Here is a 24,770-nt window from a genome sequence, read left to right on the forward strand (position 1 = left end):
AAGATAGAACGAAATATACAAAGAGACAAAGAAGTTAATGAACATCTTATTTCTTCAGGCTGGACGGTATTAAGGTTTTGGTCTTCCGAAATACGGAAAAATACGGAAGCGGTCTTAAAATTAATTGAAAAAGAAATACTCATTCAATCGAAAAAATATAATACCTCATAAAAATAATTGCAAACCGGTAAATTAAAAATCAACCTTTTTGGAGAAGCGCTAACCATAAAAAGTTTTATACTTTCTGAAAATCTTCTGATCAGATTTCATGAAATCGCGACTAAAATGAAACAACCGGTGGGAGAAGTTCTTTCCGATCCATATTTTTATCATTTGCTCAAAAATGAAACTATAAAATCTGCTGATGATTTAGAAAGTGAAACAGTAAACGGACTTCTGAACACACCTAAAAATCAAATTGAAATTTGGCACAAAAACAAAAAAGTCCAAAAATTAAAAATTGATGATTTGAAAGATGAACTATTGCTTTTCCCATTATACAACACTTCTGTAAAAATTCAAAAACCTAAATATGAAGCTGGTTTTTATTTAGAGCAAAAAGAAATAGGACTTATAGCCAGTTATGAAATCGTCTCCGGTTTTTTTAATATCGACAACTTAGAATTTCAACTTCTGAATCTAAAAGATTCCATGCTTCTTGAAAAAATAACCTATGAAGGCCAAGAACTTTTATCTAAGAAAAAAGATACTCTCATTACATTTCAGAATAGCTATGAAGTTCTATAATTTCTCATGATTTCTTAAGATAACAATTGTTTTCATTTTCTCACCCTCTTTTATCTCAATAACCACCTCCCCTTCTTTTGTATAAAGTTTATGATTATGAACAACATCACCTTCAAAATAATAAGTTTTAATTAAGTTAATTTCGACCAGTTTATTATTCTGCCTTTCTGATATTTTTATAACCTTATATCCTCCATCTCTGTTTATTATTTGGATTACACTGTCCTTAAAAATAATCACGACTCCCAATTCATCATATGTCTGACAAAATGAAAGCAGTGGAAACTGCAGGAAAAGGCAAAGGATAATTTTGGCCATTTTCATATCTTTTTGGACAATTGGTGAAGTTCATTCTTTTCATCAGCAGTAAGCGAATTAATCCCAAAAGATCCAACTTTATCTAAAAGTATATCAATCCGTCGCAATTTTGTTTTCAAAAAGGAGGTGCTTTCTTTTACAGTTCCCTTATCCGTTTGATTTCCGTTATTCAAAATAAACTTTGAAAATTCATCGTTGTAAACAATCGTTTCGTCATTTTTTGAATAACCTACAAAAAAGAAAAGACCATCCTTTTTTAAAAGGACAATCTTTTTAATCTTATGGGAAAAAACCAAATAATCCTGCCATCTTATCCGACAGTATTTTTGGCTGTCAACTGATATCGATTTAGCCACTAAATCCGGATTGATTTTCAGTAATCTCAGCATCCCGTTCATTTTTTTATAAGGCAGATCCTTGACTGAAATTACAATTAAGTTATTTTCCATTTTCTTTTGATTTTAATGAATTCTTCCAAAGTTCTTCCATCTTGCTTGCCGACTCATCGGTTGTTGTTTTTATATACTTCATGAACTGATTATAGCTTTTATGTGTTGTAATCGCCATAATCGTTTTATCATCGATTTTTCCGTAATGATTTGTCACGAATGATCTTCTGCAAGTATGGGAGCTAATCAGCTCATATTTTGGATAATACGATTTAACTTTTCTGTTTTTCCCCGGAACTCTTTTTCTCCCTACTATTACTTCATTAATTCCGGCTAATTTGCAAATCTGCTTTATATCTTTATTAAATTTCACTTCATTAACATTGACAAAGGAGCGATTTCCTCGTGATTCCAAAACTTTCTTAACCTGATAATGCAATGGAATGGTCGCCTTCTCCCCTGTCTTGTCTGTTTCCGTTATAACTATTCTGTCTTTAACAATCTTAAATTGATCGAAACGAATCAAATCCCCCAAACGTAATCCTGTCCACAATCCTATTATGAACAAATCGTGTGAGTCTTTCAGTTCAAGATTTTTACTTAAATCCAAACCAAAAATTTTGTCTATTTCTGTTTCATTTAGATAAGTATCAATAGGTGAGCTTCGTTGGTAAGTGAAATTTTTATTTTCAACCTCAGGGCTTGTTTCATAACCGCACGATTTAGCTTCTCGAACAAACTGTTTAACATGTCGGACGTATTTTTCAATCACAGTTCCTCCGTATTCTTTTTCAACAGATAAATAAGCTGTAAACCGCTGATGAAAATTAAGATCTATATCCTTTGTTTTTATGGTTATCCCCTCTTTATCCTGAAACTCAACGATTTTTGCCAATGTGGTTTTATATGCTTTTATGGTATTTTCAGCAATAATCTTATTGGTTAAAGGATTAACACGATTTGTCGAATTTTTAATAAATTTTTCAATGAACGGAACGAAGTAATATCGATAATCCCCCACTCCTGTCGGTCTTTCGTAAAATTCATCTACTTTATTTCTTAACCATTTGGAATTGATTAACTCTCCTTTTGCGTAGTCTTCATAAAATCTTTTAAGGATGTATTTTGAAATCCCGTCTGTTTTTTCAGTTATCTCTTCTCTGATTGAATTATCAACACGTTGTTTTAAAGAGTTCGTTGTATTGCTCCATAAAGAACTGTCAACAAAAATGTTTGATTGCGCATAACAATTAATCTTCCCCTGATAGAGCCTTATATTTAAATTTGCGACCTGTTGTTTGCTGTTATTTTTAAATTGAATTTTTGCCATTGTATAATATTTGACTATTATATTCCGGCATTCAAAAAAGTTGAAAAGAAATCACGGGATTTTCACGGGATTTTTGTTAACTCTATTTCATTTTATTTTAAAATTTAAAATTAAAAACGGCCAAACCCCTTGAAAATAAAGCCTTTTTGGCATTTCTTGAAAATAAGCTGAATCCAATAAAAACAAATTTTTGATTACCGTCTTCGCTACAAAAGGCAAAACCCTAACTAATCAAACAGTTAGGGTTTTTTATTACCTGAAATTCCCAATATCCGCAAATTGAATTTTGATTACATTATAATCAGTACACGATTTCCTCCAAATCAATGACGTTACTTTCTACTGTCTGATGAATTATCAAATTTATTTAACCATAAGTTCCGATACAATTTGTTTTTATCATAATCGGATGCCTGTTTTTCTATATTGAAATAACGATTGCTTCTAGGGTCATTTCCAACTCCCGCCAAATAAGCCCAATTGCCCCAATTGCTGCAAACATCATAATCAATGAGTTGTTGTTCAAAATAAGCCGCACCATACCGCCAGTCAAATTTCAGATCGTGACACAAATAACTTGCTGCGTTTTGGCGACCCCGATTACTCATAAAACCGGTCAGCTTTAATTCCAGCATGTTGGCATCTACAAAATCATTTCCGGTTTGGCCTTCCATCCAGCTTTCAAACAGTTTCCAATCGGGTTTTACTGTTGCCATTTCTTTGTTTCGAATACCCGATTTCCGAAACATTCTACTTTGATGCTTTTTCATCATAAACCGGAAATAATCCCGCCACAACAACTCAAACACCAACCAATAGGTGGATTCATTGGCTCCGAATTGTAATTCGTACTTTTTGAGTTCCTGATAAATAAACCGTGGCGAAATACATCCCAACGCCAACCAAGCCGAAAACTTAGTCGAATAATCTGCCCCAACCATTCCGTTCCTTGTCTCTTTATAGCGGGAAATTGATTTTGTACCAAAAAAATAGTGATTCAGTCGTTTCATGGCTTCCGACTCCCCGCCTTTAAACCGAATGGCAGCCCTGTTGTCAATTTTTACATTTTTAAAACCTAATTCTGACAGCGTTGGTAAATCAGGTGGCTGAATCTCAGGGGAAGGAATGCGTATTGGTTTTTCAAAAACACTTCGTATCTGAGCCTCTTTTTCGGTTTTTCTTCTGAAATCAGTAAACACATCCGGTATATCTTTTATGGAAAACGGCAAATCTTCCGCATGATACAACGTACTGGTGCTAAAGGTAAACAGTTCGCAATGTAGTTTCCAAAGTTCGGTTTGCACTGACAATTCGGTGTTCTTTTCTTCAAAAGCAACCTCGCGTTTGGCATAGACCCGGTGCGCTCTATATTGTTTGACAATGTTAGGAATCTCCACTTCTGGTTTTCCGCTTAAAACGAGTAATCCGGAACCTAATTCCCTTAAGTTTTTGTCTAAATCAAATAGTGATTCCATTAAAAATTGCGCTCTGAAATTTCCTGTTTTTCGGAAACCGAATGGGGTTGTTTTAAAATGTGTCTCATCAATACAATACACCGGAATAACCGCATCGTTTTGAGAAAGGGCTTTCACCAAGGTTTCATTGTCGGTAACTCGCAAATCTGTTTTAAACCAAACTACTGCTGTTTTCATAACTCATCGATGTGTTTTAAATAATAATCGGCTTGCCCAACAATACCATAATCATTTTTTCATTCTGCATTGATTACTGCAATATTTTACCTCATCCCAAACAGTTTCCCATTTTTTTCTCCAGGAATAAGGACGATTACAGATAATGCATATTTTACTGGGCAGGTTTTGCTTTCTTACATTTCGCATTGGATTGTTTGCTTGATTTATCTGTGCTCATATGTTTTTCAGAAATCTTTCCGCTTCTTGCTTATGGCGACATTTTTTCGGAGGCTCCTCATAATGCCACTTGCGCATTTTCGGGTAGCCTCCCTATCTGGGGTCGGAAACGGATAGCCCTTCCCGATTCCGAAGTCATACAATTGTTGGTCCGTCCAACTTGATTTCCATTGCTTCCTTTTTCTATTGTGAACAATAGAGATAGCTTCTTAATTTGCTTTACCTCTGTTCCATTTGAATCACTTCGAACATAAGTTTGCTGACCTGCCAAAAAATCAACTCTCTGTAAATGCAAACAGGCAGTTTCACCTTCTTTTGGAGATTTTATTGTTAGAAATCGTTCGTTGCCGATTGCATTTAAAGCGCCCAATGTCATCAACACGTTTTGCCGAATGCTTGGTTTTACAACTCTCAACCCGTTTCCGCCAGAGTATGTAACTGCTGAATTTTAATTCTTTCTTCATCAGAGCTTTTACGTCGGCCTCCGATAAGTTAAATTGAAATTGTATGGCGTCAAATGGAGTTCGGTCTTCCCAAGCCATTTCAATAATTCGGTCTAATTCAGTTTCAGATAAATTAGATTGTTTTTGCTTTGTGAATACCATATTGTACTGTTTAACATTTTACATAAATAATTAAACAAATTTACTGAATTTTTAACTACAACAAATAAAATGTAAACTTATTCGATGTGCTTGAATTACTATGGGATGCTACTCAGGAATCAAAACCCTATTTTCAGCAAATAAAGTACAGAACAAGATTCATCGATAAAAAAGTCAAACATCTAAGCCGCTTATTCATCAAATTCTCATTATTCAGACTGCAATCAAAAATAAATTCTCTTTTTTTTATTAGATAGTGTTGCATTAAATTAGTAGATTTATACTGCTTATTGCTTGGTTAATGTAGTATTAATACTGATTTTCAATTGGAAACTACCGGCTTATGACTATTAACAACGCCTCCGTTTTTCAAAAAATTCTGCTCCTTTTTTTAGTGGTTGCAGGTTTATACTACGCCAAGCCTTTTCTGATGCCTCTGTTGATAGGCGGGATTTTGACAACTCTCTTTTTACCCTTGTGTAACTGGCTGGAAAAAAAGAAACTTTCAAAAGGATTATCCGTTTTTTTATGCCTTTTGCTATTACTTGCAATCATTGCCGGCTTTGTATCGCTATTGTCCTGGAAAGTTTCCGAAGTCATTACCGACATTGCGCTTATAAAGCAAAAAATCATTGAAGCGGGCGGTCACCTTCAGGACTACATATTCAATCATCTGGACATAACAATTGAAGAACAGGTGAAAATACTGAAAAGTGAACAACCATCGTATACGAGTATAGTGCAAATGGTAGTGGGTTCACTTACCTATTTCGTAACCAGTTTCGTACTGATATTAGTTTATTTCCTGTTCCTGCTGTATTATCGTGCGCACATTAAAAACTTTATTCTGAAACTGGCAGTGCCCACACAACGAAAAGAATTGGAAAAAGTGATTTACAGTGCTTCCCACATATCCCAGCAATATCTGGTCGGACTTTCCAAAATGATTATGTGTTTATGGATAATGTATGGTGTGGGCTTCAGTCTGATTGGTGTAAAAAACGCCATTTTCTTTGCCATCCTCTGCGGCGTACTGGAAATCATACCCTTCGTAGGAAACATAACGGGAACCACACTCACGGTTTTGGTAACAGCCTTACATGGTGCAAGCTTCCCATTATTAGGAGGTATCGTACTTATTTATGCTGTGATTCAATTCATTCAAGGATTTATTCTGGAACCGATAATAGTTGGTCCTCAGGTAAAAATCAATTCCCTTTTTACCATAATTGTGCTTGTTTTGGGAGAATTAATCTGGGGAATACCCGGAATAATCCTCGCCATCCCGATTACCGCCATAGTTAAAATCGTATGTGATCATATAGAAACACTTAAACCGTATGGCTTCTTAATCGGCGAAACAGAATCAAAGCACACGGGATTCATTGAAAAGATAAAAATCCACTTTAAGAAATGAGACTAAAGACCAGAAATGCAGTTTCACTTTCACAAAGAAAAACCAAATTCCTGATTGTTTTTTTTATCTGAAATCTTCATAAAATTCAAAATTTTCTTCAACTGAAATATTCTCCTCCGGCAAATCGGTTCCGAAAAAACTATTTAAGTAGTTCATCGAAAGTTGAAACCAATTCATCGAAAACTCTTACACACTTTAGCGAACTAAATTATAAATAATTAGCTTTAAACAAGTTAATTCAAAATCAACATCGATATAAGGTAAAGACTACTCCCGGAATGTATTGAATTTTATTTCATAATTCTTCATTAAAGAGGGTGGTTTCAATTTGAATTAAATGCCCTTAATTCAAAATAACGGTCTTTATCTAACCTACTTTATCCAAAGGTTTTTTTCTGGATTAATCAAATAATGAAAAACTTATTTGTTTAATTAAAATATCACATTATGAAAAAAAGTTACCTTTTGGGAATCTTATTATTGTTGTATTCACTTTTCGGATTTAGTCAGGATTGCGTCACACAGGCAACACTTTCAAATGATGTTGCCCTATGTTTCGGAGAAAGTACAACCATTACCTTAGCGAATAGTGATCCACTTATAACCTATCAGTTAAGAGACGGTGCGACAGATATTGGCGCCCCGGTTTCGGGAAACGGAGGAAACCTTGTATTCAATGTTACTCCTGGGTCAACCACAACGTATAGTGTCTATGCCGTTACTTGTGCTTTTACATACAACGACACCGTTACCGTTACCGTGAACCCCATTCCGAATGCGGTTGCTTCAACCGGATCGCAAGCAAGCTGCTCGGGAAATCCTATCACTGCCATTACCTTTTCAGGAAGTGTGGCCGGCGCTGTTTACAACTGGACCAGAAACAATACCGTTAACGTTACCGGAATTGCGGCTAGCGGAAGCGGTACCATTAGCGGCACATTAACAAATACAACCGCTTTGCCTGTTTTAGTGACCTTTACCATTACACCTACCGCTAACGGATGCGACGGAACTCCGATAACAGCAACAGTAACCGTTAACCCTACCCCTATTGTCAACGCAACAAACCCAACACAAATAAGATGTTCAGGAGCGGCAATGGCCACAATGGTACTCTCGGGAACAACACCTGGATCCACGTTCAATTGGTCAAGAGATAATACTGTCGATGTAACCGGAATCGCAAACAGCGGCAGTGGCAACATCAGTGGCACTTTAGTCAATACCACCAACAGTCCTGTAATAGTAACATTCACCATTACTCCGACAGCAAATGGTTGCGACGGAAGCCCGATATTCACTACAGTTACAGTGAATCCTACTCCGGATGTTACTGCCACCAATTCCAGTCAGACCATCTGTTCCGGTGAATCCATTGCTACAATGACACTTTCAGGAAATGTAGTAGGAACAGTTTTCAACTGGACCAGAAACAATACCGTTAACGTTACCGGAATTTCGGCGAGCGGAAGCGGTAACATAAGCGGCGTATTAACAAATACAACCGCTTCACCGGTATTGGTGACTTTTACCCTTACACCAACTGCCAACGGATGCAATGGCACACCAGTAACCGCAACCGTGCTTGTAAATCCTATTCCGATTGTCAACGCAACAAATCCAACACAAATAAGATGTTCCGGAGCGGCAATGGCCACAATGGTACTCTCGGGAACAACTCCAGGATCCACGTTCAATTGGTCAAGGGATAATACTGTGGATGTGACCGGAATCGCAAACAGTGGCAGCGGGAACATCAGCGGCGCTTTAGTCAACACGACCAACAGTCCTGTAACTGTAACATTCACTATCACCCCGACGGCGAATGGCTGTGACGGAAACCCGATTTACACTTCGGTGACTGTGAATCCTACTCCGGATGTTACTGTCACCAATTCGAGTCAGACCATCTGTTCCGGTGAATCCATTGCAACCATAGCATTTTCCGGAAATGTAGCAGGAACAGTTTTCAATTGGACCAGAAATAATTTGGCTAATGTAAATGGAATTCCTCTTAGTGGCAGCGGAGATATTTCCGGGACTTTAACCAATACCAATGCTGTCCCAAGAACCATCACTTTTACAATTACGCCAACAGCCAATGGTTGTAACGGCACTCCAATAACTGCAACCGTAATAATCAATCCGATTCCGATTGCTTCTTCTTCATTACCAAATCAAACAAGATGTTCAGGAGTTGCCATAGGAAGCTTTGGCATAACCAGTAACGTAACAGGAACAACTTACCAATGGATCAGAGATAATATTGTTGATGTAACAGGAATCGGATCGTCCGGTACCGGAACGATAACCGGAACATTAACCAATAACACCAATGATCCTCAAACTGTGAATTTTACGGTGACTCCAACAGCAAATAACTGTCAAGGCTCGCCAATCACAGTATCAGTATTGGTTAATCCGACTCCGAATGTCGTTGCAACACCGGCATCCCAAACCATCTGCTCGGGTGGTACAATTACAGACATAATCCTTTCCGGAAATGTCACTGGGACAACGTACACCTGGACAAGAACAGAAACAATCGATATAACCGGAATACCCGCCAGCGGTAGTGGCGACATAAGTGGCATACTTACAAATAACACCAACAGTATTCAGACCACTGTGTTTACAATCAGACCCAATGCAAACGGATGTAATGGCCCTACAATAACAGCTTCGATAACCGTTAATCCTACGCCAACTGTTGCCACTGTAAACACATCCCAAACCGTTTGTTCAGGTAGTCCCATCACTGCAATATCCTTCACAGGTACTGTACTTGGCACCACTTACAATTGGACAAGAAACAACACAACGACAATTACAGGATTGGAAAACGGAGCAGGAAACATTACAGGAATCCTTACAAATACAACCACAACACAACAAACGGCCACTTTCACAATTACTCCGATTGCTAACGGATGTCCGGGTACTCCTATAACAGCAACCGTTATAGTTGAACCGCTTTCTTTGGGAGGATCGGTTACCGTTTCGCAACCCAATATTACACCCACTGTCAACACAGCCACTTCCTGTCATGTGGCAAACGGAACACTCTATCTAAGTGGTCATAGAGGCGCTGTTGTCAGATGGGAATATTCCACAACAGGAGGAATCTCTTGGTTGGCTATTGCTAACACTACTAACACCCACACATACAGCAACATAACACAATCCACCATTTTTAGAGCCGTGGTACAAAACAGCCCGTGTGCAATTGCATTTTCTACCTCAACGATGATTAATGTAATTCCTAACATCAGGCCAACACCGGTAACAGCGATTCCTTCAACAATTTGTAACGGAGACTCCGCGGTATTATCATCACAAAGCGGGTATGCAACCAGTTCTACGTTAGCCACGGGAGGAACTTTCAGTAACTCCAACCCTACCGGATGGCTAGTTAACGGATGCGGAAATTGTTTAAATGCGGGAGCCAGCAACACCAATCCGGGACATTGGCAACTGAGTGCCACCAATGGCGGAACGTATTCGGGCATTAATTACACCTCATCGGGTAAATTTGCCATCGCAAACGGGGATTTCAATTCCTACTTATACACACCAATTTTCAATACTTTTGGTTTAACTACCGCGACATTAAGTTTCACGCACGCTTATAACTTTTTGGCGGGATCAAGCGGTTACATACAGATTTCGGTAAACGGTGGTGCCTATGCTACGATAGCAACTTTTGCAGGACCAAGTACTTTAGGACCTTATAATGGTTTTGCTCCTGGAAGTGTGGATTTAAGTCCTTATTTAGGGCAACCAAATCTGAGAATTCGCTTCTTCTATGATGGAGTGGTTGGTAGCTCTTGGGCTGTGGATAATATCCAAATCCCGGATGCACCGCTAAACCTAAGTACCCAATGGGTAGATGCCGTAACTGGTGTTGTGATCAGCAACAGTGCTACCATGACCGTAACTCCAACAGAAACCACAACCTATGCCGTAACGTCATTCTTAAATGGTTGTAATAGTTTTGGAACCGACGGAACCGCTTATGTAACGGTTACCGTGAATCCAAGACCAACGGCAAGGATTAGTCAGGACCAGGTGGTATGCATGGGCGAAACTGCCACTTTCAATGTAGCATTAACAGGAAGAGGTCCTTGGAGAATAACATATACCAATGGTGTTACATCAACAACGGTAAGCAATATCCTTACCAATCCTTACACATTTAGCGTCCCGAATATGACAACAAGTAGAACATACACATTAACGGCTTTAAATGATGTACGATGTACTGCGATTGGAAGTGACATATCCGGTTCTGCCACTGTTACAGTCCTGAATGGCACGCAAGGACTTTGGACAGGTTTGGTAAGCAACGATTGGTTTGACTGTAAGAATTGGGCCGGTGGTCTGCCTTCTGCAACCATTGATGCTCAAATTCCAACCGGACTAACAACCATGCCGATTATCGATCCGTCAAGTCCTTTTGCTGCGGCATACAGCTATATTGCTACCGCCAGAGACGTAATTATAAGTCCGGGAGCATCAATAACAATGACAGCCAATTCCAACTTACACGTAAAAAGAGATTGGAGAAACAGCGGGAATTTTATTCCGGGAACCGGAACAGTTACCTTTAATGGTGCAACAAACAATCAAATACAATTGATTAACTCCGGAATTAAGCTAAACGAAGGTTTTTACAATCTGACCCTCAACGGTACCAATGGTGCCAGAGGTGTTAGCGTAGCTGACGGATTTGAGTTGACGGTTGCCAACAATCTTTTACTGACAAGCGGTGATTTACGATTAACCGGAGAAGCACAGCTGGTTCAAAATGGAGCCGGACCAAACCCTCCGGGCGGAACCGGAAAATTATTACGGGATCAGCAGGGAACAAAAAGCAGTTTCCATTACAATTATTGGTCATCGCCGGTTAGTGCAGACAATCTGAGTTATACGATTGGCAGTGTCCTGAAAGACGGGACCAATGCCGTTGCCAGTCCGTTCAATCCGGGTGTGATAAGTTTCGGAGACGGATATAACTATTCTGACGGTGCACTTACAAGTCCAATTAAAATAAGCAATCGCTGGTTGTACAAATATACCCAGATCAGCACCAGTTACTGGTCCTGGCAAGCTATTGGGAATACCGGAAGCGTTAAAGTCGGAGAAGGTTTTACGATGAAAGGCGTCACCGGTTTAGAACCAAGTACAAATTATCAGAATTATGTATTTACTGGAAAACCAAATAATGGCGACATCAATTTAACCATGGCAATGAACCAATTGTACTTGATTGGAAATCCGTATCCTTCCGCTTTGGATGCTAATGCTTTCATAACGGATAATGTACTGGATGATGGCAGTCCAATGTCAAATGTTTTTAACGGAGCGCTTTATTTTTGGGATCATTTCGGAGGAAACACCCATTATTTAAACCAATACATCGGAGGTTATGCCACTTACAATTTGATGGGAGGCGTTGTAGCTATCTCAAACGACCCTTTGATAAATAATAATAATACCACCGGAACAAAAGTCCCACAACGATACATCCCTGTCGCACAAGGATTTTTCATCAGAACGGATATTGCCGGTGCTACAGGTCTATCCAATCCAATTACCGGGGGAACCGTAAAATTCCGAAACAGTCAACGGGCTTTTAAAACAGAGTCTCCTGCCGAATCCGTGTTCTTCAAATCCGCCAACAGTACGGTGTCCCAAGATAGCGACAACCGACAAAAAATCAGATTGGGTTTTGAAGCCGCATCGGGATTACGCAGACAACTTTTAGTGGGAGTCGACACCAATACCTCCAATCAGTTTGATATCGGGTACGATGCCCCAATGATTGATGTGAATCAGGACGATATGTATTGGAGTATCAGCAACGGAAAATTCGTAATTCAGGGAGTTCCCAATTTTAATATCGCACAAATCATTCCGTTAGGAGTTAAAGTCACTACGGCCGGCACTTCCAAAATAAAAATTGATGCTTTGGAAAACATACCGGCTTCGACCGACATTTATCTGTTTGACAACACGACCGGAATGTATCATGACCTCAAAAATCAGGATTTCTTAGCTGATTTGCCGATTGGCGAATACAACGACCGTTTCTCATTGCGTTTCACTACAGAAACCTTAAGCAACGACGAAATCATTTTGAATAACGGAATTATGGTCTTCACCGACAGTAATCACATCCTGAACATTAAAAACTCTATTTCGGATGTTCGCGTTGAGTCCGTTGCTTTATATAATATTTTAGGACAATCCGTTGCTAAATGGGACGTTTCGAATGAAGAACAACAAAACATCAAAATTCCTGTGGAACACATCCGTTCCGGAACCTATATCGTAAAAATCAAAACAACCGATGGTGCACTCAGCAAAAAAGTAATCATCCGATAAAACAAAAGCCTCGATTTTTCGGGGCTTTTTTATAAACAAATCTTTCCAAAAAGCATTTAAAACAAAAAAGGTAACTTTGCAGCGCAACAAATTCAAAGCAATGACATTTCGTTTCTTATTTCTATTACTATTCTTTTCCTTAAATACAGCCTTCGCACAATTAAAAACTATAGTCGGAAAAACCGAGTATCCGTTTTGGATCAATGTTCCCGAAACCGAGAAAACCGAGAAACAACCCGTACTGATTTTCCTCCACGGAAAAAGTCTTTCCGGAACCGACATCAACCGGGTAAAGCGTTACGGCGTTTTGCGTGCCATGGGAAAAGGACGAAAAATCCCTGCGATTGTGGTTGCCCCTCAATTGGCAAAAGGATCTTGGAATCCGGATAAAGTATTGGAACTTTTAGAATACGTACAGAAAAATTACAACACCGACTTGTCAAGAGTGTATGTCTGCGGAATGAGTCTTGGCTCTTACGGTACCTTGCACTTCGCCGGAAAACACGCCGATAAAATCACCGCAGCCGTTGCCATTTGTGGTGGCGGAAATGTAAACGATGGTTGTAAATTGGCAACTATTCCATTATGGATTCAGCATGGGGATAAGGATTTCATTGTACGGATGTCGGAATCGAAAAAAGTGGTGGATGCCATTAAAAAATGCAATCCTGATGCCGATGTAACCTTCACGGTAATTCCGGGTGGCAATCACGGCAATGTGGAGCGTTTGTTTCACGAAGATGCTTTGTACGACTGGTTGTTCAAACAAAAGAAAACACAAACCGAAAACGATTTTTAAATTTCCTTATCAATGACGAATACCACTTTATTATCTTCCCCATTACAAGGATTTACCGATTTTCGTTTCCGAAATGCTTTCCATAAATATTTTGGAGGTATCGATACCTTCTATTCGCCTTATATAAAACTTAACGGAAAATTAGTCGTAAAAGGTTCTTATGAACGCGACATTCTTCCGGAGAACAATACTACGTTGCAGGTCATTCCGCAAATCATTACCAATGATGCCGAAGAATTTTTATTTGTGGCCAACTATGTAAAACAATTGGGTTATAACGAACTCAACTGGAATTTGGGTTGTCCTTATCCGATGGTTGCCAAATGCGGCATGGGTTCGGGTTTGATCAGTAACACCGAGCGAATCGATCATATCTTAGAACGTGTTCACAATGAAACCGACATTATCGTTTCGATGAAAATGCGTATGGGCTATGAAAACCCTACCGAAATATTAGACGTGTTTCCGATTTTGGAAAAATACCCCATAAAAAACATCGCCATTCACGCCCGCATCGGGAAACAATTGTACAAAGGCGGTGTGGATTTGGATTCGTTTCAAAGATGTTTAGACGTTTCGAAACACAAATTGTACTATAATGGCGACATTACTTCGGTAGCCAAATTTAAAATGCTTCAGGAACGCTTTCCATCGATTGATCATTTCATGATTGGCCGGGGTTTGATTGCCGATCCGTTTTTACCGAGTATGATTAAAAACGACACGACCGACTACCCTAAAAACCGGTTTGAAATTTTCGAGGAATTTCACGAAACGATTTACCGTGAGTATGATGCCTATTTGCAAGGACCAACACCGATACGAATGAAAATGCTTGGGTTTTGGGAATACTTCTCGGAATCGTTTTCCAACCCGCAAAAGACATTGAAAAAGATTAAGAAAGCCGGCAACAGCAAACATTACGAAGAAGCGGTTAAAGAGATTTTTAAGTCGGAGAAATAACCGGTATTATTCAGTCTTTTTATTTGTTATCATTAGCATATTCCAAAATATCCCCCGGCTGGCATTCTAATGCTTTGCATATGGCTTCCAATGTACTGAAACGAATCGCCTTTGCCTTTCCCGTTTTCAATATCGAAAGATTGGACAACGTCAAATCGACTTTTTCTGAAAGTTCGTTCAGCGACATTTTCCGTTTGGCCATCATCACATCAAGATTTACAATAATTGACATAGCTTATATGGTTAGTTCGTTATCGGACTGAATTTCTATTCCTTTTTTGAAGATAGTCGCTATAACATAGATTACTGCTGCCATCAAAATAAATGCCTGACTATCTGCCCAAAACTGGTTTAAGCTGTCGGTAACAAAACCACGATGCGTTAAATTCTTAGCTGATTCCCGAGCGATATAACTTAATAGTCCGATGGAAAGTGTGTAGTAGCTAATCAGTGAAATCTGTTTCGAAACAAAGCTGTTAAATGGCTTTGACAAATCAATTTTGCTTACTAATCTAATGACTACATAAAATAAGACCGCTTTCAGAATCGCTATGACAAGTATAAAACTATACATACTGAAAAAAGCCCATTTACTGCGTTGGTACATTTCACTTAAGTCCAACTTTTGATAAAGATTAGGTACAAATTCAGGTTTATAGAGACTGAAAACAAAATTGACAATCAAACCTCCAGCCTCAATACACAAGCCAACGAAGATGAGCCATGCTACAATATGTAAGCCCTGAAATACGATGTTGTTTACTTTTGACATAATTACTCAATGTTAAAATTACAATACAAAAATAATCAATATTTATTGATAAACAATAAAAATACATTTTTTATCAATTTTTTTTTATTGATCTAACTAAAAAAATTAGAAGTAAAAATTCCTTATATTACGTACTGGCACAAAAAAAGGCCATCGTTTCCGACAGCCTTTTTAATTATTTAAGAAGTTCTTTCAATTCGTCCAAACTTACTTTTTTCTGCTCGCCGGAAGCTAAATCTTTCAGTGCGTATTGATTGTTCGCTATTTCATCACCACCTACGATTATCGCAAACGGAATTCCGCGTTTATCAGCATGTTGGAATTGTTTTCCGATTTTGGCATTGTCCGGATACATTTCCACCTTGATGCCTGCTTTTCGCAATTGCATGATGGCTTGCATCGCATACAACGCTTCTTCCTGTCCGAAATTTAAGAACAATGCTTTTGATGTGGAAGTTACCGTTTCCGGGAAAAGATTCAATTCTTCCAGCACCAGGTAGATTCTGTCCAATCCGAAAGAAATCCCAACGCCGCTCATGTTTTTCAATCCGAAGATGCCGGTTAAGTCGTCGTAACGGCCACCGCCTCCGATGGATCCCATTGCTACAGTTTTAGGCGCAGCAACTTCAAAAATGGCTCCAGTATAGTAATTTAATCCTCTTGCTAAAGTCACATCCAAATCCAGTTCTGATTTTTCCAAACCTAAAGAGGTAATGTTATCGCAAATGAATTGTAGTTCCTCCACTCCTTTCATTCCTTCTGCTGAAGAAGAAAGTAAGGCAGAAAGTTTTTCTATTTTCTCAGAAATCGTTCCGGTGAAATTGAATAACGGTTGTACTTTTTCCAACGCGGCTTCTGAAATTCCTTTCTCCAACATTTCTTTCTTCACGCCGTCTTCACCGATTTTATCTAATTTATCTAAAGCTACCGTAAAGTCAATCAGTTTGTCCGACGCACCGATTACTTCCGCAATTCCGGAAAGGATTTTACGATTATTAATTTTGATGGTTACACCTTTCAATCCTAAGGAGGAAAAAACGCTGTCATATAATTGTACCAATTCGACTTCCTGCCATAATGAAGTTGAACCCACCACATCGGCATCGCACTGATAGAATTCTCTGAAACGCCCTTTTTGAGGTCGGTCCGCACGCCAAACCGGTTGGATCTGGTATCTTTTGAATGGAAACTCAATTTCGTTTTGGTGCTGTACCACGTAACGCGCAAAAGGAACGGTTAAATCGTAGCGTAAGGCTTTTTCGGAGATTTGTGACGTTAGTTTTACACTGTCTTTATTCGCTAAAAAAGTGTCTTTGGCTTTTGATAAATAATCGCCTGAATTCAGAATCTTGAAAATCAAACGGTCGCCTTCTTCGCCGTATTTCCCCATTAGGGTTTCGGAGTTTTCGAATGTGGGTGTTTCGATAGGCTGAAACCCGAACTTTTCGAAATTCGCTTTGATGATGGAGAAAATATAGTTGCGCTTTGCTACTTCGGCAGGCGAAAAATCGCGGGTTCCTTTGGGTATGCTTGGTTTAGCCATGGTTGGTTTAAATGGTTTTGTTTTATGGATTAGTTTCCAAATAATCCAATGGTTTTTCTACTAGCCCCGATTGCAGTGTAAATTATCTTTGTCAAAGTTTTGAACTTTGACAAAGATAATTGCAACGGAAAGCGGGAACATGGTATCCGGATAAGAAACCGACGTTTCGCTCCAAATACTTTGCAAATATCGAATATATTGTGCTTTATTAAAATCAATTTTTATACTTTCTATATTCTAAATTCTAAATTCTGAATTCTAAACTCTAAATTCTTACTTTATAAGTGTAACAAATAACCTATTTTAGTGACAAATTGCTACTATGGTTGGAATTGGTCTGTTTAAGGAAAATACGAAGATTGCGCTGGGAGCGATTAAAAGTCAGCTCTTGCGTACTATTTTGACGGTGATGATTATTGCGATTGGGATAACCGCTTTGGTGGGCATTCTGACGGTGGTATCGGCATTAGAGAATACGATTATGAAAGATTTTGCATCGATGGGCGCCAACACGTTTTCCATCAGTCAGTATGATTTTTCGGAACGTGTGAACCGAAACAACGCCGAGCAGAAAATCAATCCGATTATCAGTTATCCGCAGGCGAAAGCCTTTCAGGACAAATACAGTTTTCCGTTTACCACCACGTCCCTTTCTTTCACGGCAACAACAACGGCCGAAGTGAAACACGAATCCAAAAAAACCGATCCGGAAATTACGGTGATGGGTGTGGATGAAAATTTCCTTCCAAATAAAGGACTGGAAGCAACGAAAGGCCGAAACTTTACCGGTTTTGACGTTTCCAATAACAATTACGTTTGTGTTTTGGGCTCTGATTTCGAGAAAGGCCTTTTTAAAGATATGAATCCGATTGACAAAACGATTTCGATTCGCGGTGCCAAGTTTAAAGTCATTGGCGTATTGAAAGAAAAAGGATCGACGTTTGGCAACAATCAGGATTTACGGGTTTTGATTCCGATTCAGATTGCGCGTTCGATATTTTCGGCGCCGAATATTAATTATGACATTAACGTGATGGTGAGCCGCAAGGAAACGTTGGCGCAGGCTTCGGACAATGCCTTGATTTCCATGCGTAAAATACGAAAACTGAGTCCGGTTCAGGAAAACAATTTCGGCGTGGAGCGCAGTGACGATTTGATTCAGCGTTTGCTTTCCAATACCGAAGTATTGCGCATCAGTGCTTGGGTGATCGGGATTATCACCGTTTTTGGTTCGTCGATTGCTTTGATGAACATTATGTTGGTTTCCGTTACCGAACGAACCCGTGAAATTGGCGTTCGTAAATCATTAGGCGCAAAACGTTCCACCATTGCCTGGCAGTTTTTTACTGAAACTTTGGTAATTGGCCAGATGGGCGGTATTGTTGGGATTATTCTTGGGATATTGGTCGGCTTCGGGATTTCTAAAGCGATTGAGTTCAGTTTCGTGATTCCGTGGATGGCGATTACAGCGGCGTTTATTACGACGTTTATTGTTGCGATTGTTTCCGGATTGTATCCTGCGATTAAGGCTTCTAAACTGGATCCTGTTGAGGCATTGCGTTATGAGTAGATGACAGTGATCATTAATCAGTGGTCAGTTGACAGACAAAACACTTAATACTTAATACTAAACCCTCCCCTTCATCATCCGGTCATTCCCGTAAATATCTTTTCGCAATTCAATATTACTGAAATGGTGTTTTTCAAGCAGTTCGATCATTTCTTTCCCTAAGTACTGATTGATTTCGAAATACAACTGTCCGTTTTCCGAAAGGTTTTTGATTGCCAATTCCGTTATTTTTCGGTAGAACAGCAACGCATCATTATCTTCCACGAACAATGCCAAATGCGGTTCGTATTCCAAAACATTCTTTTTGATTTCCTGTTTTTCCAGATTTCTCACATACGGCGGATTGGAAACGATAATATCAAATGTTTCGCCTAAATCTTCTGTTTCCAAAACACTTTGATGTATAAAAGTAATATCGACGTTATTTCTTTCGGCATTTCGTCTGGCTACGATTAGTGCTTTATCGGAAACATCCATCGCATATACTTTGGTGTTGGGAAGATTTTTTGCTAACGAAATAGCAATACAGCCAGTTCCGGTTCCGATGTCCAAAATTTTGAATTCCGCTTTTTGACTTTTGACTTTTGACTCCTTAATAATCCAATCGACCAATTCTTCGGTTTCCTGACGGGGAATCAACGTGTGCTCGTTTACATAAAACGGCAGTCCGTAAAACTCGGTTTCTCCTAAAATATATTGTATCGGTCGTTGTTCCTTCAATTGTGCCACTACGTTTTCCCATTGCTGCAACAATTCAGGGCTCAATTCGAACGTAGGATTCAAAGCCAAATCCACCCGTTTCATATGATGAAAATCTTCCAATATGATATAGAAAAAGCTTTCTGTCTCATATTCATCATATATGGAAGCTAATTCCTGAAAAAAAATAGTTCGGTAGTCTTTTAGAAACATAGGTGTCTGATATTATTCTTTCCTTACACTATAGTAATAGGAACGGAAAATAAAATTCAATTCAAAGATAACTTAAAAAGTACAGGTTTAAAATCGGATACAGCAATACGTGAATTTGACATTCATTTTTATCGTAATTCAGCCGAATTTTATACCGGTTGTTCTCCTCTCAAAACAAACAAACTTCCTCACACCCTATATTCTCACGGATTTCTACAAATCTGGAATATCCGATACTCCATAATATATTTTGAATTCCTCGAATTTATTTTTCCAAAAGATGACAAATATCATGATAAAAGACCATTTTGTCCTCTAATTTTACACTATAAAATAAGTTAAACAAAAACCCATAATCATGAAAACTAAATTAAAAATTGCTGTCGGTTTTTTAGCCCTTTCAGCAATCACAGTAGGTTTGTTCTCTTTTGGAGACAAAGATACTACTGACCCATCAAAAATTAAAGTGGAAGGAGAAATGGTTGCAGAACTGACTGCGCCGCCATTCGTTCCTAAGCCGATTGGAAACAGAGCTGCCACGAAACTAATCGTAAACATGGAAATAAAAGAAATGGAGGGCGAAATGGCCGATGGTGTGAAATACAACTATTGGACATTTGGCGGTTCAGTTCCGGGAAGTTTCATCAGAACACGAGTTGGGGACGAAGTGCAGTTTCACCTAAAAAACCACCCGGACAACAAATTACCACACAACATCGATTTACATGCCGTAACCGGACCTGGAGGAGGAGCAACTTCTTCATTAGTGGCACCGGGACATGAAAAAGTGTTCAACTTCAAATGTTTAAACCCAGGTTTGTATGTATACCATTGCGCAACAGCGCCTGTAGGGATGCACATTGCCAACGGAATGTACGGATTAATCCTTGTGGAACCGGAAGGGGGTTTACCTCCAGTGGATAAAGAATACTATATCATGCAAGGGGATTTCTATACCAAAGGCGCTTATGGCGAGCAAGGTTCACAACCTTTCGATATGGAAAAAGCCATCAAAGAACAACCGGATTATGTAGTATTCAACGGAAAAGTGGGTGCCTTAACAGGTGACAAATCCATCACTGCCAAAAAAGGAGAAACCGTACGTATCTATATGGGTAATGGAGGTCCTAACCTGGTATCATCCTTCCACGTGATTGGTGAAATCTTTGACAAAGTTAATATTGAAGGCGGACACCTAATCAATAAAGACGTACAAACCACATTAGTTCCTGCCGGTGGTTCAGCGATAGTTGAATTCAAAGTAGATGTTCCGGGTACTTTCATCTTGGTAGACCACTCAATTTTCAGAGCGTTCAATAAAGGGGCGATCGGAATGCTAAAAGTGGAAGGAGAACAGGAAAAAACCATTTACTCAGGAACCGTTCAGGAAGGAATCTATTTACCGGAAGGCGGAACCATCCAAAACATGCCAAAAGAAAAAGGGGTGGCGAAATCCACAGTAGCGAAAACCATTCCGGAACAAGTGAAAGCGGGTAAAGAAATCTACGGAAGAACCTGTTTTGCCTGTCACCAATCCGAAGGACAAGGAATACCGAATGCGTTCCCTCCATTGGCAAAATCAGATTACCTGAATGCCGATCCGAAAAGAGCCATCGATGCTGTTCTACACGGTTTGAGCGGAGAAATCACGGTTAACGGCAAAAAATACAACAGTGTGATGACCAGTCAGAACCTTACCGATGAAGAAATTGCCAACGTTCTTACCTATGTATACAACAGCTGGGGTAACAACAAAACAAACGTAACTGCACCAATGGTAAAAAACCAAAGAGGAAAAGTAGTTGCAAAAGTTAAAGACATACACGAATAACCATTAATTATTAAATACTTTTATCATGAAAAAGATAATTTTAGGAGTTGCTGCAATCGCTTTAACGATAGGCCTATACAGCTTCACAACTCCTGTGAAAACGGAAAAAGTAACCAAAGTTGCTATTGACAATCCTGTAAAAGGAAAAGAAGTATACGCAAAAACCTGTATCGCCTGTCATCAGGCCAACGGACAAGGAGTTCCCAATGCGTTTCCTCCATTAGCAAAATCCGATTACTTAAACAAAGACACCAATCGTGCTATTAAAACCGTTCTTAACGGATTAAGCGGTCCCATCACTGTAAATGGCAAAAAATACAACGCCATGATGACCCCGCAATCCTTATCTGACCAACAAGTTGCCGATGTACTAACCTACGTTTACAGCAGTTGGGGCAATAACGGAACAAAAGTGACTGCTGCCATGGTGAAAGCCCAAAGAGGCAAAAAATAAGTAACAAGTAAAACAAGTTGACCATGGTACTCAAGTATAAAATAACATTAGTTTTCTACGCTGTTTTATTTATGGCAACGTCACTTATTGCTCAGGAAAAAGGTATGGTTACCATAAAAAGGGGGACATATGTTCCCCTTTATGGAACCTCCGATAAGAAACCGGTGGAAGTCAGTACATTTAAAATAGATGTCTATCCGGTGACCAATGAGGAATACGTAAACTTTCTGAAAAAAAATCCTCAGTACAGCCGTTCAAAAATCAAAGGCCTTTTCGCCGACAAAAGTTATTTATCCCACTGGAAAAGCGACTTTGATTACGCACCCGGTAAAAACAATGCTCCGGCTACTAATGTTTCCTGGTTTGCTGCTAAAAAATACTGCGAATGCCAGGGAAAACGACTGCCAACAATGGACGAATGGGAATATGTGGCGATGGCGGATGAAAAAAGAATCGATGCCCGAACCAAAGAAGAATACAACAAATACATTCTTTCCTGGTATGAAAAATCCAAAACCTACAACAATCCGATTGGAAAAACCTTCAAAAATTATTGGGGTGTATACGATATGCACGGATTGGTATGGGAATGGACTTCCGACTTTAACAGCATCATGCTTTCCGGAGAATCCCGAAAAGATAAGGACTCCGACAAAAACTTATTCTGCGGAAGCGGTTCTGTAAATGCTTCTGATCTGATGAACTATGCCGCTTTTATGCGCTATGCTTTCAGAGGCAGCCTAAAAGCAAGCTATACTACCCGAAATCTCGGCTTCAGATGTGCCAAAGATTTAAAAAAATAATTACCGTAACCTAAGGTAAAAACGACTTTTTCTGAAGAAAAACTCAAATTAAAGACTATGAAATCGCCATTAACAAAACGTTTGCGCAAGCAAATACCAATAAAAAAGCGATACCATATATGACCTCTAAAAAATAAATTCTACATATATGAAAAAGATAGTAATGGGGTTATTAATACTCCTAATCGGTTTACAAAGCTGTACTTCCCAAAAGAAAAACGACACTGCGACTGCAACCAACAAAACCATTTCTGACTTATCCATCTATAACCTTCCATCTCAGTGGACTACACAAGACAATAAAAACATTGAGATGAAAGATTTAAAAGGAAAAGTGCTGGTGATGGTTATGATTTACACTTCCTGCAAATCCGCTTGTCCCAGATTAGTTGCCGACATGCGCCATATTGAAGAACGCATTCCGGAAAACCTGAAAGACAAAGTACAACTCGTACTGGTTAGTATTGACCCTACAGTAGATACCCCTAAACGCCTCAAAGATTTTTCCATAGAAAACAAAATGGACAATAACCAATGGCTGTTTCTTCGCTCTTCCGAGGAAAACACACGGGAATTTGCCGCCGTGTTAGCCGTAAACTACAAAAAAATCTCCCCCATGGATTTCTCCCATTCCAATATTATCAGTGTTTTTAATGCCGATGGTGAATTGGCTTTCCAACAGGAAGGTCTGGGAGTTAGCTATGACGAAACCGTAAACAAAATTACCGAAGAAGCTGAAAAGCTAAACTAATCCTACCATGAAATCACTACAAAAAATTGGTTTATCATTATTTCTGATGATAGGCACGGGCGCCTTCGCTCAGGAATTAGATGCAAATTTACAACTGAGACCGCGCTATGAATACCGAAACGGATTTAAGGAACTTATGAAAGACGGTTCCTTACCCACTTCATTCGTGTCCCAACGATCCCGACTGAATTTCAACTTCAAACAAGACAAATTAAAAGCAAAACTAACTTTTCAAAACATCCGTGTTTGGGGTGATGTGGCTACAACAGCAACGGCCGACAAAAACGGAGTGGCACTTTTTGAAGCTTGGGCACAATACGACTTCAATGCAAAATGGAGCGCAAAAGTGGGCAGACAGGTTCTTTCCTACGACAACCAAAGAATCATGGGCGAAATTGACTGGGCACAACAAGGACAAAGTCACGATGCAGCCCTAATCTCTTTCAAACCAACAAACCATCAATTGGACTTAGGATTTGCCGTAAATTCGGATGCCGAGAAACTGTACCGCGACTTGTACACTACCAGCTACAAACACATGCAATATGCCTGGTACCACACGAGTTTCAGTAATCTTAACATGAGTTTGCTGTTCCTGAATGTAGGTTTCCAATACAAAGAGGTTCCGACAAATGAACTGGAAGTCGATAACATGCAGACTTTCGGAACGTATTTATCGTATAAGAAAAACAAGTTCGACAGTAATTTAGGGGTGTACAGTCAAACCGGAGAAGGAAAATTGGTGACCGAAAACACTTCCATAAACGCTTTGTATGCAGGATTGAATCTAAGCTACTCCATTACCGATAAATTTAAAGCGGGCTTGGGTTATGAATACCTTTCCGGAAAAGATCAGGACGATACCGACAGTAAAATAAAATCCTTCAACCCGATTTTCGGAACCAACCATGCCTTTAACGGATTTATGGATTACTTCTATGTAGGGAATTACAAAAACACCGTTGGATTACAGGATCTTTTCGCAAAACTCACCTACACGAGCAACAAATGGCAATTTAACGCAATGCCGCATGCCTTCATGACAGCCGCAGATGTGATTGACCCAACGGACACTACCAAAAAAATGGACAGCTATTTGGGAACGGAAATCGACCTGACAGCGTCTTATGCATTTCATAAAGACATCAATATCACCGGAGGGTATTCCCAAATGTTCGGAAGCGATACCATGGAAGTATTGAAAGTGGGCAACAAAGGGTATGACAACAACTGGGCTTGGGTTATGATAAGCGTCAATCCGAGAATCTTCACTACAGCAAAATAAATTTCAAAGTTAGGTTAATTAGG

The 24,770-nt window shown here is 39.3% G+C and carries 21 protein-coding genes and 1 pseudogene; 12 read left to right on the plus strand and 10 right to left on the minus strand.

The window, feature by feature from the left end:
- The first annotated feature begins 15 nt into the window (after window positions 1-15).
- Both BLQ05_RS13845 and BLQ05_RS00745 read left to right on the plus strand, forming a co-directional pair.
- The gene (locus BLQ05_RS13845) at window positions 16-171 is read left to right on the plus strand and encodes a very short patch repair endonuclease (RefSeq protein ID WP_262486474.1); all 156 of its coding nucleotides are present in this window, start codon (window positions 16-18) and stop codon (window positions 169-171) included.
- A 6-nt stretch (window positions 172-177) separates the two neighbouring features.
- Window positions 178-747 (plus strand): hypothetical protein, encoded by a 570-nt coding sequence (locus BLQ05_RS00745; protein ID WP_023575233.1) that lies wholly within the window; start codon window positions 178-180, stop codon window positions 745-747.
- Here the strand turns inward: BLQ05_RS00745 and BLQ05_RS00750 are convergent.
- The 6 genes from BLQ05_RS00750 to BLQ05_RS00780 all read right to left on the minus strand — a co-directional run bounded on the left by BLQ05_RS00750 (window position 742) and on the right by BLQ05_RS00780 (window position 5,260).
- Window positions 742-1,065 carry a hypothetical protein gene (locus BLQ05_RS00750; protein ID WP_143000889.1) on the minus strand — a complete coding sequence of 108 codons (324 nt, stop codon included), beginning with the start codon at window positions 1,063-1,065 and terminating at the stop codon, window positions 742-744. The two genes, BLQ05_RS00745 and BLQ05_RS00750, sit on opposite strands and share 6 nt — an antisense overlap.
- 2 nt (window positions 1,066-1,067) lie before the next feature.
- A complete protein-coding gene (locus BLQ05_RS00755) occupies window positions 1,068-1,514 on the minus strand; it encodes a DUF6576 domain-containing protein (RefSeq protein ID WP_035653807.1) in 447 nt (148 codons plus the stop codon).
- Window positions 1,504-2,784, minus strand: coding sequence for a phage integrase SAM-like domain-containing protein (locus BLQ05_RS00760; RefSeq protein WP_023575234.1), 1,281 nt, complete (start codon window positions 2,782-2,784; stop codon window positions 1,504-1,506). Before BLQ05_RS00760 ends, BLQ05_RS00755 begins: the two co-directional genes overlap by 11 nt.
- A gap of 332 nt (window positions 2,785-3,116) precedes the next feature.
- Window positions 3,117-4,436: a DASH family cryptochrome gene (locus BLQ05_RS00765; protein WP_023575236.1), complete on the minus strand. Its 1,320-nt coding sequence runs from the start codon at window positions 4,434-4,436 to the stop codon at window positions 3,117-3,119.
- 51 nt (window positions 4,437-4,487) lie between these two features.
- Window positions 4,488-4,625, minus strand: a complete 138-nt coding sequence (locus BLQ05_RS00770) for a DUF2256 domain-containing protein (protein WP_023575237.1) — start codon at window positions 4,623-4,625, stop codon at window positions 4,488-4,490.
- A 335-nt stretch (window positions 4,626-4,960) separates the two neighbouring features.
- The gene (locus tag BLQ05_RS00780) at window positions 4,961-5,260 is read right to left on the minus strand and encodes a TIGR03643 family protein (RefSeq protein WP_035653810.1); all 300 of its coding nucleotides are present in this window, start codon (window positions 5,258-5,260) and stop codon (window positions 4,961-4,963) included.
- 343 nt (window positions 5,261-5,603) lie between these two features.
- Between BLQ05_RS00780 and BLQ05_RS00785 the strand changes: the two genes are divergently transcribed.
- From BLQ05_RS00785 to BLQ05_RS00800, 4 genes are all read left to right on the plus strand, one after another.
- Window positions 5,604-6,677 (plus strand): AI-2E family transporter, encoded by a 1,074-nt coding sequence (locus BLQ05_RS00785; protein WP_023575238.1) that lies wholly within the window; start codon window positions 5,604-5,606, stop codon window positions 6,675-6,677.
- A 447-nt stretch (window positions 6,678-7,124) separates the two neighbouring features.
- Window positions 7,125-13,064, plus strand: a complete 5,940-nt coding sequence (locus tag BLQ05_RS00790; protein WP_023575240.1) for a PKD-like domain-containing protein — start codon at window positions 7,125-7,127, stop codon at window positions 13,062-13,064.
- A 100-nt stretch (window positions 13,065-13,164) separates the two neighbouring features.
- Window positions 13,165-13,863, plus strand: coding sequence for a carboxylesterase family protein (locus BLQ05_RS00795; protein ID WP_035653812.1), 699 nt, complete (start codon window positions 13,165-13,167; stop codon window positions 13,861-13,863).
- 12 nt (window positions 13,864-13,875) lie between these two features.
- Window positions 13,876-14,826 carry a tRNA dihydrouridine synthase gene (locus tag BLQ05_RS00800; RefSeq protein WP_023575242.1) on the plus strand — a complete coding sequence of 317 codons (951 nt, stop codon included), beginning with the start codon at window positions 13,876-13,878 and terminating at the stop codon, window positions 14,824-14,826.
- Window positions 14,827-14,845: 19 nt separating this feature from the next.
- Here the strand turns inward: BLQ05_RS00800 and BLQ05_RS00805 are convergent, their stop codons facing one another.
- From BLQ05_RS00805 to hisS, 3 genes are all read right to left on the minus strand, one after another.
- Window positions 14,846-15,058, minus strand: a complete 213-nt coding sequence (locus BLQ05_RS00805) for a helix-turn-helix domain-containing protein (RefSeq protein ID WP_035653814.1) — start codon at window positions 15,056-15,058, stop codon at window positions 14,846-14,848.
- A gap of 3 nt (window positions 15,059-15,061) precedes the next feature.
- On the minus strand, window positions 15,062-15,598 hold the full coding sequence (locus BLQ05_RS00810) for a DUF2975 domain-containing protein (RefSeq protein WP_023575244.1): 537 nt from the start codon (window positions 15,596-15,598) through the stop codon (window positions 15,062-15,064).
- Between the two features lie 175 nt (window positions 15,599-15,773).
- Window positions 15,774-17,141, minus strand: a complete 1,368-nt coding sequence (hisS, locus tag BLQ05_RS00815; protein ID WP_023575245.1) for a histidine--tRNA ligase — start codon at window positions 17,139-17,141, stop codon at window positions 15,774-15,776.
- 322 nt (window positions 17,142-17,463) lie between these two features.
- Here hisS and BLQ05_RS00820 point away from each other — a divergent pair, with 322 nt between their 5' ends.
- Complete coding sequence (locus BLQ05_RS00820) at window positions 17,464-18,711, plus strand: ABC transporter permease (RefSeq protein ID WP_023575246.1); 1,248 nt, start codon at window positions 17,464-17,466, stop codon at window positions 18,709-18,711.
- Window positions 18,712-18,768: 57 nt separating this feature from the next.
- Here the strand turns inward: BLQ05_RS00820 and prmC are convergent, their stop codons facing one another.
- A complete protein-coding gene (gene prmC, locus BLQ05_RS00825) occupies window positions 18,769-19,623 on the minus strand; it encodes a peptide chain release factor N(5)-glutamine methyltransferase (protein ID WP_023575247.1) in 855 nt (284 codons plus the stop codon).
- A 358-nt stretch (window positions 19,624-19,981) separates the two neighbouring features.
- Between prmC and nirK the strand changes: the two genes are divergently transcribed.
- The 5 genes and pseudogenes from nirK to BLQ05_RS00850 all read left to right on the plus strand — a co-directional run bounded on the left by nirK (window position 19,982) and on the right by BLQ05_RS00850 (window position 24,747).
- Window positions 19,982-21,454: a copper-containing nitrite reductase gene (nirK, locus tag BLQ05_RS00830; protein ID WP_023575248.1), complete on the plus strand. Its 1,473-nt coding sequence runs from the start codon at window positions 19,982-19,984 to the stop codon at window positions 21,452-21,454.
- 91 nt (window positions 21,455-21,545) lie between these two features.
- Window positions 21,546-21,908 (plus strand): annotated as a pseudogene (locus BLQ05_RS00835) (c-type cytochrome); the annotation flags it as partial.
- Window positions 21,909-21,979: 71 nt separating this feature from the next.
- Window positions 21,980-22,711, plus strand: a complete 732-nt coding sequence (locus tag BLQ05_RS00840) for a formylglycine-generating enzyme family protein (protein ID WP_238321134.1) — start codon at window positions 21,980-21,982, stop codon at window positions 22,709-22,711.
- Between the two features lie 148 nt (window positions 22,712-22,859).
- A complete protein-coding gene (locus tag BLQ05_RS00845) occupies window positions 22,860-23,462 on the plus strand; it encodes an SCO family protein (RefSeq protein WP_035653815.1) in 603 nt (200 codons plus the stop codon).
- 7 nt (window positions 23,463-23,469) lie between these two features.
- On the plus strand, window positions 23,470-24,747 hold the full coding sequence (locus tag BLQ05_RS00850; protein ID WP_023575252.1) for an alginate export family protein: 1,278 nt from the start codon (window positions 23,470-23,472) through the stop codon (window positions 24,745-24,747).
- Window positions 24,748-24,770 lie beyond the last annotated feature (23 nt).

The organism is Flavobacterium saliperosum (genome assembly GCF_900100625.1).
GTDB classification, from domain to species: Bacteria; Bacteroidota; Bacteroidia; order Flavobacteriales; family Flavobacteriaceae; genus Flavobacterium; species Flavobacterium saliperosum.